Origin of the sequence: Paraburkholderia sp. 31.1 (assembly GCF_014397645.1) — a bacterium.
Taxonomy (GTDB): domain Bacteria; phylum Pseudomonadota; class Gammaproteobacteria; order Burkholderiales; family Burkholderiaceae; genus Paraburkholderia; species Paraburkholderia tuberum.
Map to the genome: position 1 here is coordinate 21,890 of NZ_VZQN01000023.1, position 13,174 is coordinate 35,063.

16 protein-coding genes are annotated in these 13,174 nt (G+C 62.8%); 2 read left to right on the plus strand and 14 right to left on the minus strand.

The window, feature by feature from the left end:
* Positions 1-40 precede the first annotated feature (40 nt).
* The 10 genes from rpoE to F6X37_RS18940 form a co-directional block, all read right to left on the minus strand.
* The gene (gene rpoE, locus F6X37_RS18895) at positions 41-640 is read right to left on the minus strand and encodes an RNA polymerase sigma factor RpoE (RefSeq protein ID WP_006051939.1); all 600 of its coding nucleotides are present in this window, start codon (positions 638-640) and stop codon (positions 41-43) included.
* Positions 641-746: 106 nt separating this feature from the next.
* Complete coding sequence (locus F6X37_RS18900; protein WP_410451382.1) at positions 747-1,106, minus strand: protein YgfX; 360 nt, start codon at positions 1,104-1,106, stop codon at positions 747-749.
* Between the two features lie 122 nt (positions 1,107-1,228).
* Entirely contained in the window at positions 1,229-2,485 is a 1,257-nt protein-coding gene (gene fabF / locus F6X37_RS18905; RefSeq protein WP_184061406.1) for a beta-ketoacyl-ACP synthase II, read from the minus strand.
* Between the two features lie 256 nt (positions 2,486-2,741).
* Positions 2,742-2,981: an acyl carrier protein gene (acpP, locus tag F6X37_RS18910; protein WP_004197638.1), complete on the minus strand. Its 240-nt coding sequence runs from the start codon at positions 2,979-2,981 to the stop codon at positions 2,742-2,744.
* 152 nt (positions 2,982-3,133) lie between these two features.
* Entirely contained in the window at positions 3,134-3,883 is a 750-nt protein-coding gene (gene fabG / locus F6X37_RS18915) for a 3-oxoacyl-ACP reductase FabG (protein WP_090801174.1), read from the minus strand.
* 101 nt (positions 3,884-3,984) lie between these two features.
* On the minus strand, positions 3,985-4,920 hold the full coding sequence (gene fabD / locus F6X37_RS18920) for an ACP S-malonyltransferase (RefSeq protein WP_184061405.1): 936 nt from the start codon (positions 4,918-4,920) through the stop codon (positions 3,985-3,987).
* A gap of 118 nt (positions 4,921-5,038) precedes the next feature.
* Complete coding sequence (locus tag F6X37_RS18925) at positions 5,039-6,028, minus strand: beta-ketoacyl-ACP synthase III (protein ID WP_184028002.1); 990 nt, start codon at positions 6,026-6,028, stop codon at positions 5,039-5,041.
* On the minus strand, positions 6,028-7,134 hold the full coding sequence (gene plsX, locus F6X37_RS18930; protein ID WP_090801179.1) for a phosphate acyltransferase PlsX: 1,107 nt from the start codon (positions 7,132-7,134) through the stop codon (positions 6,028-6,030). Before plsX ends, F6X37_RS18925 begins: the two co-directional genes overlap by 1 nt.
* Before the next feature lie 123 nt (positions 7,135-7,257).
* Positions 7,258-7,437, minus strand: coding sequence for a 50S ribosomal protein L32 (rpmF, locus tag F6X37_RS18935; RefSeq protein WP_027198353.1), 180 nt, complete (start codon positions 7,435-7,437; stop codon positions 7,258-7,260).
* A gap of 102 nt (positions 7,438-7,539) precedes the next feature.
* Complete coding sequence (locus F6X37_RS18940; protein WP_187612377.1) at positions 7,540-8,196, minus strand: DUF177 domain-containing protein; 657 nt, start codon at positions 8,194-8,196, stop codon at positions 7,540-7,542.
* 307 nt (positions 8,197-8,503) lie between these two features.
* Here F6X37_RS18940 and F6X37_RS18945 point away from each other — a divergent pair, with 307 nt between their 5' ends.
* Entirely contained in the window at positions 8,504-9,121 is a 618-nt protein-coding gene (locus tag F6X37_RS18945) for a Maf-like protein (protein ID WP_184027985.1), read from the plus strand.
* On the plus strand, positions 9,118-9,837 hold the full coding sequence (locus F6X37_RS18950) for an SAM-dependent methyltransferase (protein WP_184027982.1): 720 nt from the start codon (positions 9,118-9,120) through the stop codon (positions 9,835-9,837). Before F6X37_RS18945 ends, F6X37_RS18950 begins: the two co-directional genes overlap by 4 nt.
* 111 nt (positions 9,838-9,948) lie before the next feature.
* Here the strand turns inward: F6X37_RS18950 and F6X37_RS18955 are convergent, their stop codons facing one another.
* Genes F6X37_RS18955 through F6X37_RS18970 form a run of 4 tightly spaced genes read right to left on the minus strand, consistent with a single transcriptional unit; the run spans position 9,949 to position 13,093 of the window.
* A complete protein-coding gene (locus F6X37_RS18955; RefSeq protein WP_187612432.1) occupies positions 9,949-10,950 on the minus strand; it encodes a S49 family peptidase in 1,002 nt (333 codons plus the stop codon).
* A 28-nt stretch (positions 10,951-10,978) separates the two neighbouring features.
* On the minus strand, positions 10,979-11,395 hold the full coding sequence (locus F6X37_RS18960) for a Rieske (2Fe-2S) protein (protein WP_187612378.1): 417 nt from the start codon (positions 11,393-11,395) through the stop codon (positions 10,979-10,981).
* Entirely contained in the window at positions 11,392-12,051 is a 660-nt protein-coding gene (locus tag F6X37_RS18965) for an HAD-IA family hydrolase (protein WP_184027976.1), read from the minus strand. The genes F6X37_RS18960 and F6X37_RS18965 overlap by 4 nt, the downstream gene beginning before the upstream one ends.
* Positions 12,044-13,093 carry an RluA family pseudouridine synthase gene (locus F6X37_RS18970; protein WP_187612379.1) on the minus strand — a complete coding sequence of 350 codons (1,050 nt, stop codon included), beginning with the start codon at positions 13,091-13,093 and terminating at the stop codon, positions 12,044-12,046. The genes F6X37_RS18965 and F6X37_RS18970 overlap by 8 nt, the downstream gene beginning before the upstream one ends.
* Positions 13,094-13,174: the final 81 nt, after the last annotated feature.

Sequence of the window (13,174 nt, forward strand, 5' to 3'; positions counted from 1 at the left end):
CACCGCTGCCCCGCCAAGCCAGCTGGACGTTCGGAAACGTCTACCAACGCTTGCCTTCGGGGGTGTCAAGCAACGGTCGCAATTTTGCCGCAATGGCTTCGCGAGCGCGGAAAATTCGTGATCTGACTGTGCCAATCGGGCAACCCATCATCTCGGCGATTTCCTCGTAACTCAAACCCTCAATTTCTCGGAGAGTAATGGCGGTGCGCAATTCTTCCGGTAAAACCGCCATCGCAGCATTGACCGTCTCAGCGATCTGCTTGCTCATCAACATCGACTCAGGCGTGTTGATATCCCTTAGTTGGTCGGCATCGGAGAAAGTTTCAGCTTCTTCAGCATCCGCTTCGGTGGAGGTCGGCGCGCGCCGGCCCTGGGTGGCAAGGTAGTTCTTCGCGGTATTGACCGCAATCCGGTACAACCACGTATAAAACGCCGACTCGCCGCGAAACTGCGGCAACGCGCGATACGCCTTGATAAAAGCGTCTTGCGCGACGTCTTCGACTTCGGCGGGGTCCCGCACGAGACGCGAGATCAGCCGGAGAATCTTGCGGTGGTATTTGGAGACCAGAAGCTCGAACGCGGCCTTGTCGCCCTTCTGGACGCGCTCGACCAGCACCTGATCAATTTCTTTTTCGCTCACCTGATAAATCCGTTAACTTAACTATAAGGCGCATGGCGGGGGACCATTGTAGCGTCCCCCTGGTGAGGGCACGTTACTACGGTAACAGCGGTTACAGTCGTTACAGTCAGGCGCCGGCCGCACGCCGGCCCAGCACGGAAAGTTCGCGGAAAACAGTGGACGGCAGCGCGTCCGCGGCGAGCAGCAGGGAGCGCCTTCGACCACCCTCGGGATCGAGCTCAAGCACCAGCAAACGGCCGCTCCACTGCGCGCAACCGACCATGCGGCCCCGCGCGAGCAACTCACCCGCGTGGTTCCAGGCGGAAATCTCGCCCATCGCGACATGCAGCGCGATGGCCTGCGCCGCGTCATGCCTCGCCGCGCAGAGCATGAGCAGTGCTGCGACGGCGAGCGTCAACGGAGCGGCCTGCCAAGCGCCCACTCGCGGCGCGAGACAGGTATAAACGGCTAACGTCGCAATCAGCACGAACGCTCCCACCGCGGCACGCATTGCGATAGAGCGACGCAGCGTGATCCGCTGCGCTGCCCTACCCAACGTTGCCGGTGCGGGGGAAAGCGCCGGCGAAGCCGGCGTCGTGAACCGACGCGTCACCCGAGATCAGGCGATCCGGCGCGCTTGAACACCAGCGTGCCGTTCGTGCCGCCGAACCCGAACGAGTTCTTCAGCGCGACGTCGATCTTCATTTCCCGCGCGGTGTTCGCGCAGTAATCGAGATCACAGGCCGGGTCCTGGTTGAAAATATTGATGGTCGGAGGCGACACCTGGTGATGCACGGCGAGCACCGTGAACACCGACTCCAGACCGCCAGCGCCGCCCAGCAGGTGACCCGTCATCGACTTGGTCGAGTTGACGACCATGTTCTTCGCGTGGTCGCCGAACGCCCGCTTGATGCCGGTCGTTTCCGCCAGATCGCCGAGTGGCGTGGACGTGCCGTGCGCGTTCAGGTAGCTCACCTGATCGCCGTTGATGCCCGCGTTCTTCAGCGCTGCGAGCATGCAGCGGCGTGCGCCGTCACCGTCTTCCAGCGGCGCGGTCATGTGATACGCATCGCCGCTCATGCCGTAGCCGCCGATTTCCGCGTAGATCTTCGCGCCCCGCGCCTTCGCGTGCTCGTATTCTTCGAGCACCATTACGCCGGCGCCTTCGCCCAGCACGAAGCCGTCGCGGTCCATGTCCCACGGACGGCTCGCGGTAGCCGGATCGTCATTGCGTTGCGATAGCGCGCGCGCCGCCGCAAAGCCGCCGATACCGAGCGGCGACACGGTCGACTCCGCGCCGCCCGCGATCATCACGTCGGCGTCGCCATATTCGATCAGGCGCGAAGCCTCGCCGATGCAGTGCAGACCGGTCGTACACGCGGTAACGATCGACAGATTCGGACCCTTGATCCCGAACTTGATCGACAGGTGGCCGGAGATCATGTTGATGATCGAAGCCGGCACGAAGAATGGCGAAATGCGACGCGGGCCGCGATTGAGCAATTCGGTTTGGGTGATTTCGATCATCGGCAGACCGCCGATGCCCGAACCGACCACCACGCCAATGCGCTCCGAATTCTCGTCGGTGACTTCGAGGCCGCTGTCCCGCATCGCCTGGATGCCCGCAGCCACGCCGTAATGGATGAACGTATCCATGTGGCGCGCTTCCTTACCGGGGATGTAGTCCTCGATATTGAAGCCCTTCACCTCGCCGGCGAAACGAGTCGAGAAGTTCGACGCATCGAACTTCGTGATATTGGCAATCCCAGACTTGCCGGCGACCAGATTGGCCCAGCCATCGGCAACATTATTGCCAACAGGCGAAATCAGCCCCAGGCCTGTAACAACAACACGACGGCGGCTCACGGTAACCCCTTTTTCATAGATGACAAAAAGCAAAAGCCACAGCGGCCACAGGAATCGCCCTGTGTGCCCTGTGGCTGTTTAAGTCGGCAATCGCGCGGAAAGTTGCGCTGTCAACATCGCTGGCTCCTGCGTGGCAAGCGGCGCGACGTATGGTGTGCCAATGGACACGCCCGATAGCGTCGACCCTGCTGGCGCCGGCAAGCGGCACGGCAGGGCGTCATGCGCGGCCCGTGCAGAAACGCAGGCGCGAATGACCTTAGGCCTTGACGTTTGCGCGAGCGTAGTCGATCGCTTGCTGAACGGTGGTGATCTTCTCGGCTTCTTCATCTGGAATTTCCATGCCGAATTCGTCTTCGAGGGCCATCACGAGTTCAACGGTGTCGAGCGAGTCGGCGCCGAGATCGTTCACGAACGACGCTTCGTTCTTGATTTCCGCTTCCGCAACGCCCAGTTGTTCCGCGACGATCTTCTTGACGCGCTGTTCGATATTGTCCATTACCCCTCCAAGGGAAAAGAAGTTCAAAAATACAGGTGCGCGCATTTTATCAGGTTTGACCCGGCAAAAAAGCGGCGCATCGGGTTCCTGTCAACGCATGCGCCTCGTGCTTTCCGCAAACGCATCAAGGCGCGGATAGTAACCGAAATTGGTTACTGCATATACATGCCGCCGTTCACGTGCAGCGTCGTGCCGGTGATGTAGCCCGCTTGCGGCGACGCGAGGAACGCGACCGCGTGCGCGATGTCTTCCGGGCTGCCTAGACGGCCGAGCGGAATCTGCGTTTTCAGCGCGGTCTGCTGCTCTTCGGGCAGCGCCTTCGTCATGTCGGTATCGATGAAACCAGGTGCCACGCAATTGACCGTGATGCCGCGGCTGCCGATCTCGCGCGCGAGTGCGCGCGTCATGCCCGCGACGCCGGCCTTCGCGGCCGCGTAGTTGATCTGCCCCGGGTTGCCGGCCGAGCCGACCACCGACGTGATATTGATGATCCGACCGCCCTTCGCTTTCATCATCGGGCGCAGCACCGCACGCGACAGACGGAACACCGACTTCAGGTTGGTGTCGACCACGGCGTCCCAGTCGTCGTCCTTCATGCGCATCGCCAGTTGATCCTGCGTGATGCCGGCGTTGTTCACCAGCACGTTCAGCGCGCCGAATTCCTTGACGGTGCCGTCGATCAGCGCTTCGGCCGCGGCCGCGTCGTTGACGTCGAGCACCGCGCCGCGGCCGTTCACGCCCGCCGCCTTGAACGCTTCGGTGATCGCCGTCGCGCCGCTTTCGCTCGTCGCGGTGCCGATCACCGTCGCGCCCTGACGCGCGAGTTCCATCGCGATCGCACGGCCGATGCCGCGCGATGCGCCCGTCACGATTGCGATCTGCTTGTCGAGAGTCTTTTCCATCTGTCAGTCCGGATGCCCTTCAAATAGGGCTCATTGATTCTTGTTGATTCGTCTGTCGAGGGATGCCGCGCCAGCGCGGCATTGCGTTCGCGAATGCGCGCTCAGTCTGCCGTCACGAGCTTCAGCGTTTCTTCGAGCGACGCCGGATCGAACACCGACGCGCCGACGAGATTGCCGTCGATGCGCCTCGTCAAACCCGCAAGGACCTTGCCCGGGCCGCATTCGATCACGTGCGTGACGCCCTGCGCTGCCATTGCCTGTACGCATTCGACCCAGCGCACCGCACCAGCTGCCTGGCGCACGAGCGCGTCCTTGATTTTGGCCGGCTCGTTGACCACGGCGACGTCGACGTTGTTGATGACGGGAATCGACGGCACCTGCACGTCGATGCTCGCGAGGTATTCGCGCAATTGATCCGACGCCGGCTTGAGCAGCGACGAGTGGAACGGCGCCGACACCGGCAGCGGTAGCGCGCGCTTCGCGCCCTTCGCCTTCGCGACTTCGCAGGCTTTCTCGACTGCGGCTTTGTGGCCCGCGATCACGACTTGCGCCGGCGCATTGAAATTGACCGCTTCGACGACGCCCGCCGCCGACGCTTCCGCGCAGACCGCGCGCACCGTGTCGTCGTCGAGGCCGAGAATCGCGGCCATGCCGCCTTCGCCCACCGGTACCGCGGTTTGCATCGCCTGCGCACGGAAACGCACGAGCGGCACCGCGTCGCGGAACGCAAGCGCGCCGGCCGCGACGAGCGCCGTGTATTCGCCAAGGCTATGGCCGGCGACGAGCGCCGGCGCCGGGCCGCCCGCCTGCTGCCACGCGCGATAGATAGCGTAGGCCGCGGTCAGCATGACCGGCTGGGTATTGGTGGTGAGATTGAGATCTTCGGCGGGGCCTTCGGCGATCAGCTTGCCGAGGTCCTGGTTGAGTGCGTCGGAGGCTTCCTGAACCGTCTCACGCACGATCGCGTAATCGGCGAATGCGTTGAGCATGCCGACCGCCTGCGAACCCTGCCCAGGAAAAACGAACGCGAATTTCATATCGTCCCCAAAATCTGTTTAATCGGATGTGGCGGCCGGCCACGGCTGCCAGATGGCGCGCGGTGTTATTCCGGCCGCACGGGCGCCGCCAGCGACGCCCCGGAATGCGTCGTCCCGCTCAGTAGCGGATGACCGACGCGCCCCACGTGAAGCCGCCGCCGACGCCTTCGATCAGCACGTTATGGCCGCGCTTGATGCGGCCGTCGCGCACCGCGACGTCGAGTGCAAGCGGAATGGACGCCGCCGACGTATTGCCGTGCTCGCCCACCGTGACGACCATGCGCTCCTGCGGCAGGCCGAGCTTGCGGCAGGTGCTTTGCATGATGCGGATGTTGGCCTGATGCGGAATCAGCCAGTCGATCTGCTCGGGCTTCAGATCGGCTTTTTCCAATGCTTCGATCGCGACCTTCTCGAGCACGTTGACGGCAAGCTTGAACACCGCCTGACCGTCCATGTGCAGGAAGGCGCTGCCGGCGACCACGCCGCCATTCACGTTGCCCGGCGTGCACAGAATGTTCGAATGGCTGCCGTCCGCGTGCAGCGCGCTCGAAAGCACGCCCGGTGCGTCGGACGCCTGCAGGATCACTGCGCCGGCGCCGTCGCCGAACAGCACGCAGGTGGTGCGGTCGTTGAAATCGAGAATGCGCGAGAAAGTTTCCGCGCCGACCACGAGCGCCGTGCGATGCTGGCCGCTGCGAATCAGGGCGTCCACCGTCGCCACCGCATAGGCGAAGCCGGAGCAGACCGCCTGTATGTCGAACGCGGCACCGTGATTCTTGATCCTGAGCTTGTTCTGCAGCAGGCAGGCGGTGCTCGGGAACACGAAGTCCGGCGTGGAGGTGGCGACGACGATCAGGTCGATGGACTGCGGATCGATGTCCGCCGCTTCGATCGCTCGCTGCGAGGCGATCAACGCGAGGTCGCTGGTCGTGACGTCCGGCTCGGCGAAGTGACGCGCATGGATGCCCGTGCGCGCGACGATCCATTCGTCGCTCGTTTCAACGCCTTGCCTGGCGAGACGCTCAGCCAGATCCTGATTGGTGACGCGGTTGGGCGGCAGACAGCTGCCGGTGCCCAGCACGCGGGAGTAGATTGTGGATTGAGCCATTATGCCTTCGAGGATTGCGCAGCGTAGGGCTCGGCCGGCTGGCCTGCGATCGGGCTTGCGTGACCCGCACCGCTTGCGTCGCGCGCCGCCTGTTCGAGAGAACTCGCGTTCTCTTCCATCGCTCGCGCAAGGCGCTCCAGCACGCCGTTTTTGACGGCATCATACCCGCGTTTGATAGCCCACTCAAACGCGTAGGCATCGGCTGAACCGTGGCTTTTGATCACGAGACCGCGCAAGCCGAGCAGCGCGGCGCCGTTATATTGCCGATGATCGACGCGTTTCTTGAAGCGCATCAATACCGGCAGCGCGAGCACCGCCATCACCTTGGTCAGCCACGAACGACCGAACTCTTCCTTGATGATGTTGGACAGCATCTGCGCGAGACCTTCCGACGTCTTCAGCGCGACATTGCCGACAAAGCCATCGCAGACGATCACGTCGACGGTGCCCTTGTAGATGTCGTCGCCTTCGACATTGCCATGAAAGTTGAGTGTACTCGCACGCAGCAGTTCGCCGGCGCGCTTGATGATGTCGTTGCCCTTGATGACTTCTTCGCCGATGTTGAGCAGGCCGATGGTGGGCCGCTCTTTTCCTTCGAGCGCGGACACGAGCGCGTGCCCCATCTCGGCGAACTGCAGCAGATGCTGCGGCTCGCAGTCGACGTTGGCGCCCAGGTCGAGCATCATCGTATAGCCGGTGGGATTAGGCAGGGCAAACGCGATGGCCGGGCGTTCGATGCCCGACAGCGTTTTCAGCACATAGCGCGAGACCGCCATCAACGCGCCGGTATTGCCGGCGGAAATGCAGGCTTGCGCCTCGCCTTCCTTGACGCGGTTCAGCGCCACGCGCATCGACGAATCTTTTTTCTTGCGCAGCGCGACCTCGACCGGGTCGTCCATCGCGACGACCTCGGTAGCAGGTACGACGGTCAGCGCCGGCAGATCCTGAGCCTTGAGCTTCTTCAGCTGCGCACGAATCGCACTTTCAATGCCGACGAGCAGCAATTGCGCGTCGGGATGCGAACGAACGAAGTTGACGGCAGCGGGAACGGTCACGGACGGGCCGTGGTCGCCTCCCATGCAATCTATCGTGAGCTTTACTGTCATGGAGTGCGACGAATTTCAGACACAAAAAAGCGGCAGTTGAATGCCGCCTTTTTGCCGAACCGGGAAAATGTCAAGCGAGCCGATCGCTACGCGAAACGCCACAGGGCGCATCGCAGTCAACGATTAGTCGTTCTTCGTCTTGACGACTTTCTTGCCGCGATAGTAGCCGTTCGGGCTAATGTGGTGACGTAGATGCACTTCGCCCGTGCTCGGCTCGACGGCCATCGGCGCTGCCGTCAGGAAATCGTGCGAACGGTGCATGCCGCGCTTCGACGGCGACTTCTTGTTTTGTTGAACTGCCATGACTAAAACTCCAAAAAATTTTCCGAATTCTAACACAGCCCGACACGGACTTAACCACTGGCCGAATGGCCAATGCACCCGCATCGCGCCCCCTGCAACTGTTTAGCGCTTCTTGCCACCCGGTTCGTCGCGTTTCAGACTTTCGAGCGCCGCGAACGGATTGCGCCGCTCGCTGGACTGGTCCGGCTTGCTGGCATCGCCAGCCTCTTCCTGCGCGGCTTCGTCGCCCTCGCCTTCGCTACCGTCCGTGCCCGAGACAAGGCTCTCGTGCACTTCGGGACAGACCTCGTGTTTGGGCACGAGCGGCAAGGAAAGCAGCAACTCTTCTTCGATCAAGTCGATGAGATCGAACTGGCGCGAGCCGACGACCACCTCGACTTCATCCTCGTCCAGCGGAAACTCTTCGGCTTCCGCCTCCGTATTGACGATCCGGTAAGTTGCATCGACGTTGAACGCCTGCGAATACGGCGTCAAGCACCGCTGGCATTCGAGCCACGCGGCACCGTGAATCGCCAGCCGCAGATAAGGCTGGGAACCTTCGGTGCCATCGTCCTGCAATTCCGGCTGCATCGTCCCTTCGGCCTGCCATGTGAACGCGGTGTCGCGATCTGGCGCTTCCGCCGGGACTTCGTTTAACATGCGCGGCAGTTGCGAGACGCGCACGACACCCGCGGCCTGACGCCCGCTCCGCGCAAATTCGAACAGATCGAGTTCATGCGGGTCGGACAGACCTGCAGGTTTGCCAGGATGTTGAGTCATGTGCGCTCCTGCGTCGGCAAGCATGTTGCCGGGGTGATTCGCGAAGGATGATCAGATCCGCCGCGACGATAATCCGGTGTGCGGGCAGCCAGTGGGGCCCGCGGCCGTTGCGTTCACCTTGCCGGGCTTTCTTCAACCTTCCGACTGCCGAAAGCCGCTGAACGCGCCGAGACCCTTCAAGTGCAAGCATACCGTGAAAAGCCCAAAATCATATCCGTTTTGTCTTTTCGAGTCAAACACTTAAGCCCGTACGTACGGGAGCCTCGCGCGACCCCGTACGACCCGCCGCTCCCGTTGCCCGCAAACTATGCCTGAATCCTCCAAACGCCCGCCACGCCTGATTCTGGCGTCGAGTTCGCGGTATCGCCGCGAGTTGCTCGAACGCCTGCGCGTGCCGTTCGACGTCGTCGTGCCTGCGATCGACGAAACCCCGCTCGCCGCCGAAACGCCCGAAGCCACTGCGCTGCGGCTCGCCGAAGCCAAAGCGCGTGCGGTCGCCCAAGGCCTCGCCGCCGACGAACACGCGCTCGTGATCGGCTCCGACCAGGTCGCCACCTACGACGGCCTGCAGATCGGCAAACCCGGCACGCACGACAGGGCGCTCGCGCAATTGCAGGCGATGCGCGGCCGCGACGTGTTGTTCCACAGCGCGCTGTGTCTGTTCGACAGCGCGACGGACAGCGCGCAAACGATCGACGTGATCACCCGCGTGCGCTTTCGCGATCTGCCGGACGCGGCGCTCGACGCCTACCTGCACGCTGAAACACCGTACGACGTGGCCGGCAGCGCCAAATCCGAAGGGCTTGGCATCGCGCTGCTGGAGGCCATCCATTCCGACGACCCGACCGCGCTCGTCGGCCTGCCGCTTATCGCGCTGTCGCACATGCTGCTCGCGGCCAACTACCCGCTTTTGGGGGCCCGATGACCGGTACGCTCTATCTCATTCCCAACACGCTCGGCGAAGGCGACGCAAGCGCGCTCGATCTGGTACTGCCCGCGCCCGTACGCGCCCGCGCGGCGTTGCTGCACTATTACATTGGCGAAAACGCCAAAACCACGCGCGCGTTCCTGAAGAAAGTCGGCCCCGATCGGCCGATTCAAGAAATCGAGATTCGCGAACTGAACGTCAATACGCCGGCCGGCGAAATCGACAAGCTGCTCGCGCCGCTGCTGTCGGGCACCGATGCGGGCCTCGTCTCCGAGGCTGGCTGCCCGGCAGTCGCGGACCCGGGCGCGCTGCTGGTGCGACGCGCGCACGAGCGCGGCGTAAAGGTTGTGCCGCTGGTCGGGCCGAGTTCGATTCTGCTCGCGCTGATGGCATCGGGGCTGAACGGCCAAAGCTTCGCGTTTCACGGCTACCTGCCCGTCGACGTCACCGAGCGCGCCAAACGTCTGCGCGATCTCGAGCAGCAGTCGCGCAAGAGCAAGCAAACGCAGATCTTCATCGAAACGCCGTACCGGAATCGCGCGCTGCTCGATACCTTGCTCGCGACCTGCGCGCCGTCGACGCTGGTCTGCGTGGCGGTCGATCTGACGCTGCCGAGCGAAGTGATCGCAAGCCGGAGCGTCGCCGACTGGAAAAAGAAGGCGGAGATCGACCTGCATAAGCGGCCGGCGATTTTTCTGATTCTGGCGGCCTGAACGTAGACACCGGCCAGCCAACTGAGGGCGACCAGGGCCCGAAACTCAAAACGCAAAGTCCGCGCGATCGGCCAAAACCGACCGCGCGGGCGTCTTTTTAAAACTGTGGATTCAACGCAGATTCATTTTCGCGCCGAGCGCCATCGCCCGAACCGCGCCGGCGCCGATGGCCGCGCCGAATTTGCGGGCAACGCGATCCGTAATGCTCTCTTTCACCGTGTAATCGACGATATCCGGCGCCTTGAAGATCTCACGCGCGACGTAATCTGCATCGCCAAAACCGTCCGCGAGTCCAAGTTCGACGCTCTTCTGCCCCGTCCAGAATAGACCCGAGAACATGTCCGATGTCTCATGCAGACGCTTGCCGCGCCCTTGACGCACCGCGTCGATGAACTGCGCGTGGATCTGATCGAGCATAACCTGCGCATGTTCGTCCATCTTCGGCGTTTCGGGCGAAAACGGATCAAAAAAGCCTTTGTTCTCACCCGATGTGTGCAGTCGGCGCTGAATCCCCAACTTGTCCATCAGGCCGGTGAAACCAAAGCCGTCCATCAGCACGCCGATCGAACCGACGATACTCGCCTTGTCGACATAGATCTTCTCCGCCGCCGCGGCCGCGTAGTAGCCGCCGGACGCGCACATGTCGCCGACCACGACATACAGCGGAATAGACGGATATTTGCCGCGCAATCGCCGAATTTCGCTGTTGATAATGCCCGCTTGCACTGGACTGCCGCCCGGGCTGTTGCAATAAAGAATCACGCCGGCTGTATCGGAATCCTCAAACGCGGAATCGAGTGCAGTGTTGATATCTTGGGCGTTCGCACTCGCATCCGTCGCGATCTCGCCATCAAGCGAAACCATTGCCGTATGACGCCCAGTCGTGGCGACCCGCTCGCCCGAGAAGTTCAGCGCACCCCATACCGCCAGTGCGAGCACTGCGAGGAACAGGAAGCGGAAGAAAATCCGCCAACGTCGCGAGGCGCGTTGCTCGTTGATCGCGGCCAGCGCGATGCGCTCGAGCGCGGCCCTTTCCCAGCCGGGCTGGTCGGCGGGTGCACGGGAGCCGCCTCCCGAGGCAGGGTCTTTTTCGGGGGTCAAGTTGTCGGACATGCGGACAGTGGAAAATTGGAAGAGGAAATCAGCGCGTAACCGGCAGCAAATCGCCGTCAGGCAGCCAGAATACCGCACGGCCCTCGAACGTATCGCGTTCCTCGACCTGCACGGGACGCAATCTGCCCCCGCGACACGGACCACCGACGCATTTGCCAGTATCCGGCGCGTAAATCGCGCCATGTGTCGCGCACATCAAGTATAAGCCGGACGATTCGAAGAACTGCCCTTCCTGCCAGTCGAGCTCCATCGGCACATGAGCGCAACGGTTCAAATAGCCGTAGGCGCAGCCATCATAGCGGACGAAAAACACCACGGCATCCTGCCCGCCGAGCCGCGCGTCGCGCCGGATGCCGTCGCCACCGTCGACCAGTTCGTCGGCCGCGCAAATGCGCACTGCCTGCGCAGCCGCGGCAGTAGCAGTATCCACGCCGTCGGCGCTCATGCGTTCTCCCGCAGCCAACCGGACAGATCGCTGATGCTCGACGCTACGAACTTCGGTGACATCGCATTCAGCGAATTCGCCGGATGCGCGCCATAAGTCACGCCAATGCCCGCCACGCCGGCGTTGAGCGCCATCTGCAGATCATGTGTCGTATCGCCGATCATGACCGTGCGCGCCGTATCCTGCCCCAATTCGCGGGTGAGCTCGTGCAGCATGGCCGGATGCGGTTTTGAGAAGGTTTCGTCAGCGCAGCGCGTGCCGTCGAACAGGCTCGTCAGGCGCGCCTGGTCAAGCGCGCGATTGAGCCCGACGCGGCTCTTGCCGGTCGCGACCGCGAGCAGATAGCCAACGTCGCGCAACTCCTGGAGCATCTCGCGCACGCCGGGGAACAGCTCGGTAGTCTGGTCTTTTACAAGAAAATGAAAGCGGTAACGCTCAGAAAGCCGCGGGTAGTCGGCTGGATCGAGCGTCGGCGCGGCAATCTGCAGCGCGTCGCGCAGGCCGAGGCCGATGACGTAGCTCGCGGCTTCGTCCGCGGGAACCGGCAGGCGGAGATCGCGGCACGCCGCCTGGATGCTGCGCGTGATATGCGCGGTGGAATCCATCAGCGTGCCATCCCAGTCAAACACGATCAGATCGAATTGCTCTCTAGCCATGCAAGGTCGTCTCCGGGTTGAACCCAGTGCGTAGTTCGTTGAGTTGTTCTATAAAGCCGCGGCAGTCGGCAGGCAGCGGTGCCTCCAGCTGCAGCGGCGCGCCCGTCGCCGGATGCGTGAGCTTGAGCCGGTAAGCGTGCAGAAACATCCGCTTGATGCCGGGCTTCGCGTTGGCGCGCGCAAGCGCCTTGTTCAGCGCGAAATCGCCATATTTGGCGTCACCGACGATCGGTAGTGCCAGATGCTGCAGATGCACGCGAATCTGGTGCGTACGCCCCGTCTTCAGTTCCGCCTCAAGCAGCGCATACTCCGACCAGCGCTCGACCAGATTGAAGATCGTGTGCGAAGCGAGGCCATCGGCCTGCACGCGCACGCGGCGCTCGCCGTCGGCGGTCAGGTACTTGTGAAGTGGCTCCTTTACCGCGCGGCGGCGACCCCAGTCGCTCGCCCATTCGCCGTGCACGCACGCGTAGTAGCGCTTGTCCATCCGGTTATCGCGAATCTGCTCGTGCAGATTGACGAGCGCCGCGCGCTTCTTCGCGAGCATCAGGATGCCCGAGGTCTCTCGATCCAGCCGATGCACGAGTTCCAGGAATTTCGCCTGCGGCCGCGCCTCGCGCATCTGCTCGATCACACCGAACGCGACACCGCTGCCCCCGTGGACCGCAACGCCGGCCGGCTTGTCGATCACGAGCAGATGCTCGTCTTCGAACAGGATGTGAAAGCGCGGCGCGGGCACGGGCACGCGGGCTGCGGCCTGATTCGGCTGCGCGACGCGGATCGGCGGCACACGCACCAGATCGCCCAGTTCGAGCCGGTACTGCGCGTCGATCCGGCCCTTGTTCACGCGCACTTCACCGCTGCGCAGGATGCGATAAATATGGCTTTTCGGCACGCCCTTGCAGACGCGCAGCAGGAAATTGTCGATGCGCTGACCAGCCGAGCGGTCGTCGATTTCGATCAGCGAAACCTGGTCGCTTGAAACCGAGTCTTCGACCGCGCCTGCAACCGATCTCTGGGATGTTTTGCCTAACTCTTTCATTCTGAATATAATTTGCCCAGCAGTCCGCGACGGCCGGCGCAGTGTCCGGAATGCGGCGGATTGCGCGAGCGCAAGCGATAA

Bases quoted from the DNA above. Each gene is read 5' to 3' on its own strand.
- acpP (WP_004197638.1), bottom strand. From the start codon at position 2,981: ATGGACAATATCGAACAGCGCGTCAAGAAGATCGTCGCGGAACAACTG.
- fabG (WP_090801174.1), bottom strand. From the start codon at position 3,883: ATGGAAAAGACTCTCGACAAGCAGATCGCAATCGTGACGGGCGCATCG.
- fabD (WP_184061405.1), bottom strand. From the start codon at position 4,920: ATGAAATTCGCGTTCGTTTTTCCTGGGCAGGGTTCGCAGGCGGTCGGC.
- F6X37_RS18925 (WP_184028002.1), bottom strand. From the start codon at position 6,028: ATGGCTCAATCCACAATCTACTCCCGCGTGCTGGGCACCGGCAGCTGT.
- plsX (WP_090801179.1), bottom strand. From the start codon at position 7,134: ATGACAGTAAAGCTCACGATAGATTGCATGGGAGGCGACCACGGCCCG.
- rpmF (WP_027198353.1), bottom strand. From the start codon at position 7,437: ATGGCAGTTCAACAAAACAAGAAGTCGCCGTCGAAGCGCGGCATGCAC.
- F6X37_RS18940 (WP_187612377.1), bottom strand. From the start codon at position 8,196: ATGACTCAACATCCTGGCAAACCTGCAGGTCTGTCCGACCCGCATGAA.
- F6X37_RS18945 (WP_184027985.1), top strand. From the start codon at position 8,504: ATGCCTGAATCCTCCAAACGCCCGCCACGCCTGATTCTGGCGTCGAGT.
- F6X37_RS18950 (WP_184027982.1), top strand. From the start codon at position 9,118: ATGACCGGTACGCTCTATCTCATTCCCAACACGCTCGGCGAAGGCGAC.
- F6X37_RS18955 (WP_187612432.1), bottom strand. From the start codon at position 10,950: ATGTCCGACAACTTGACCCCCGAAAAAGACCCTGCCTCGGGAGGCGGC.
- F6X37_RS18960 (WP_187612378.1), bottom strand. From the start codon at position 11,395: ATGAGCGCCGACGGCGTGGATACTGCTACTGCCGCGGCTGCGCAGGCA.
- F6X37_RS18965 (WP_184027976.1), bottom strand. From the start codon at position 12,051: ATGGCTAGAGAGCAATTCGATCTGATCGTGTTTGACTGGGATGGCACG.
- F6X37_RS18970 (WP_187612379.1), bottom strand. From the start codon at position 13,093: ATGAAAGAGTTAGGCAAAACATCCCAGAGATCGGTTGCAGGCGCGGTC.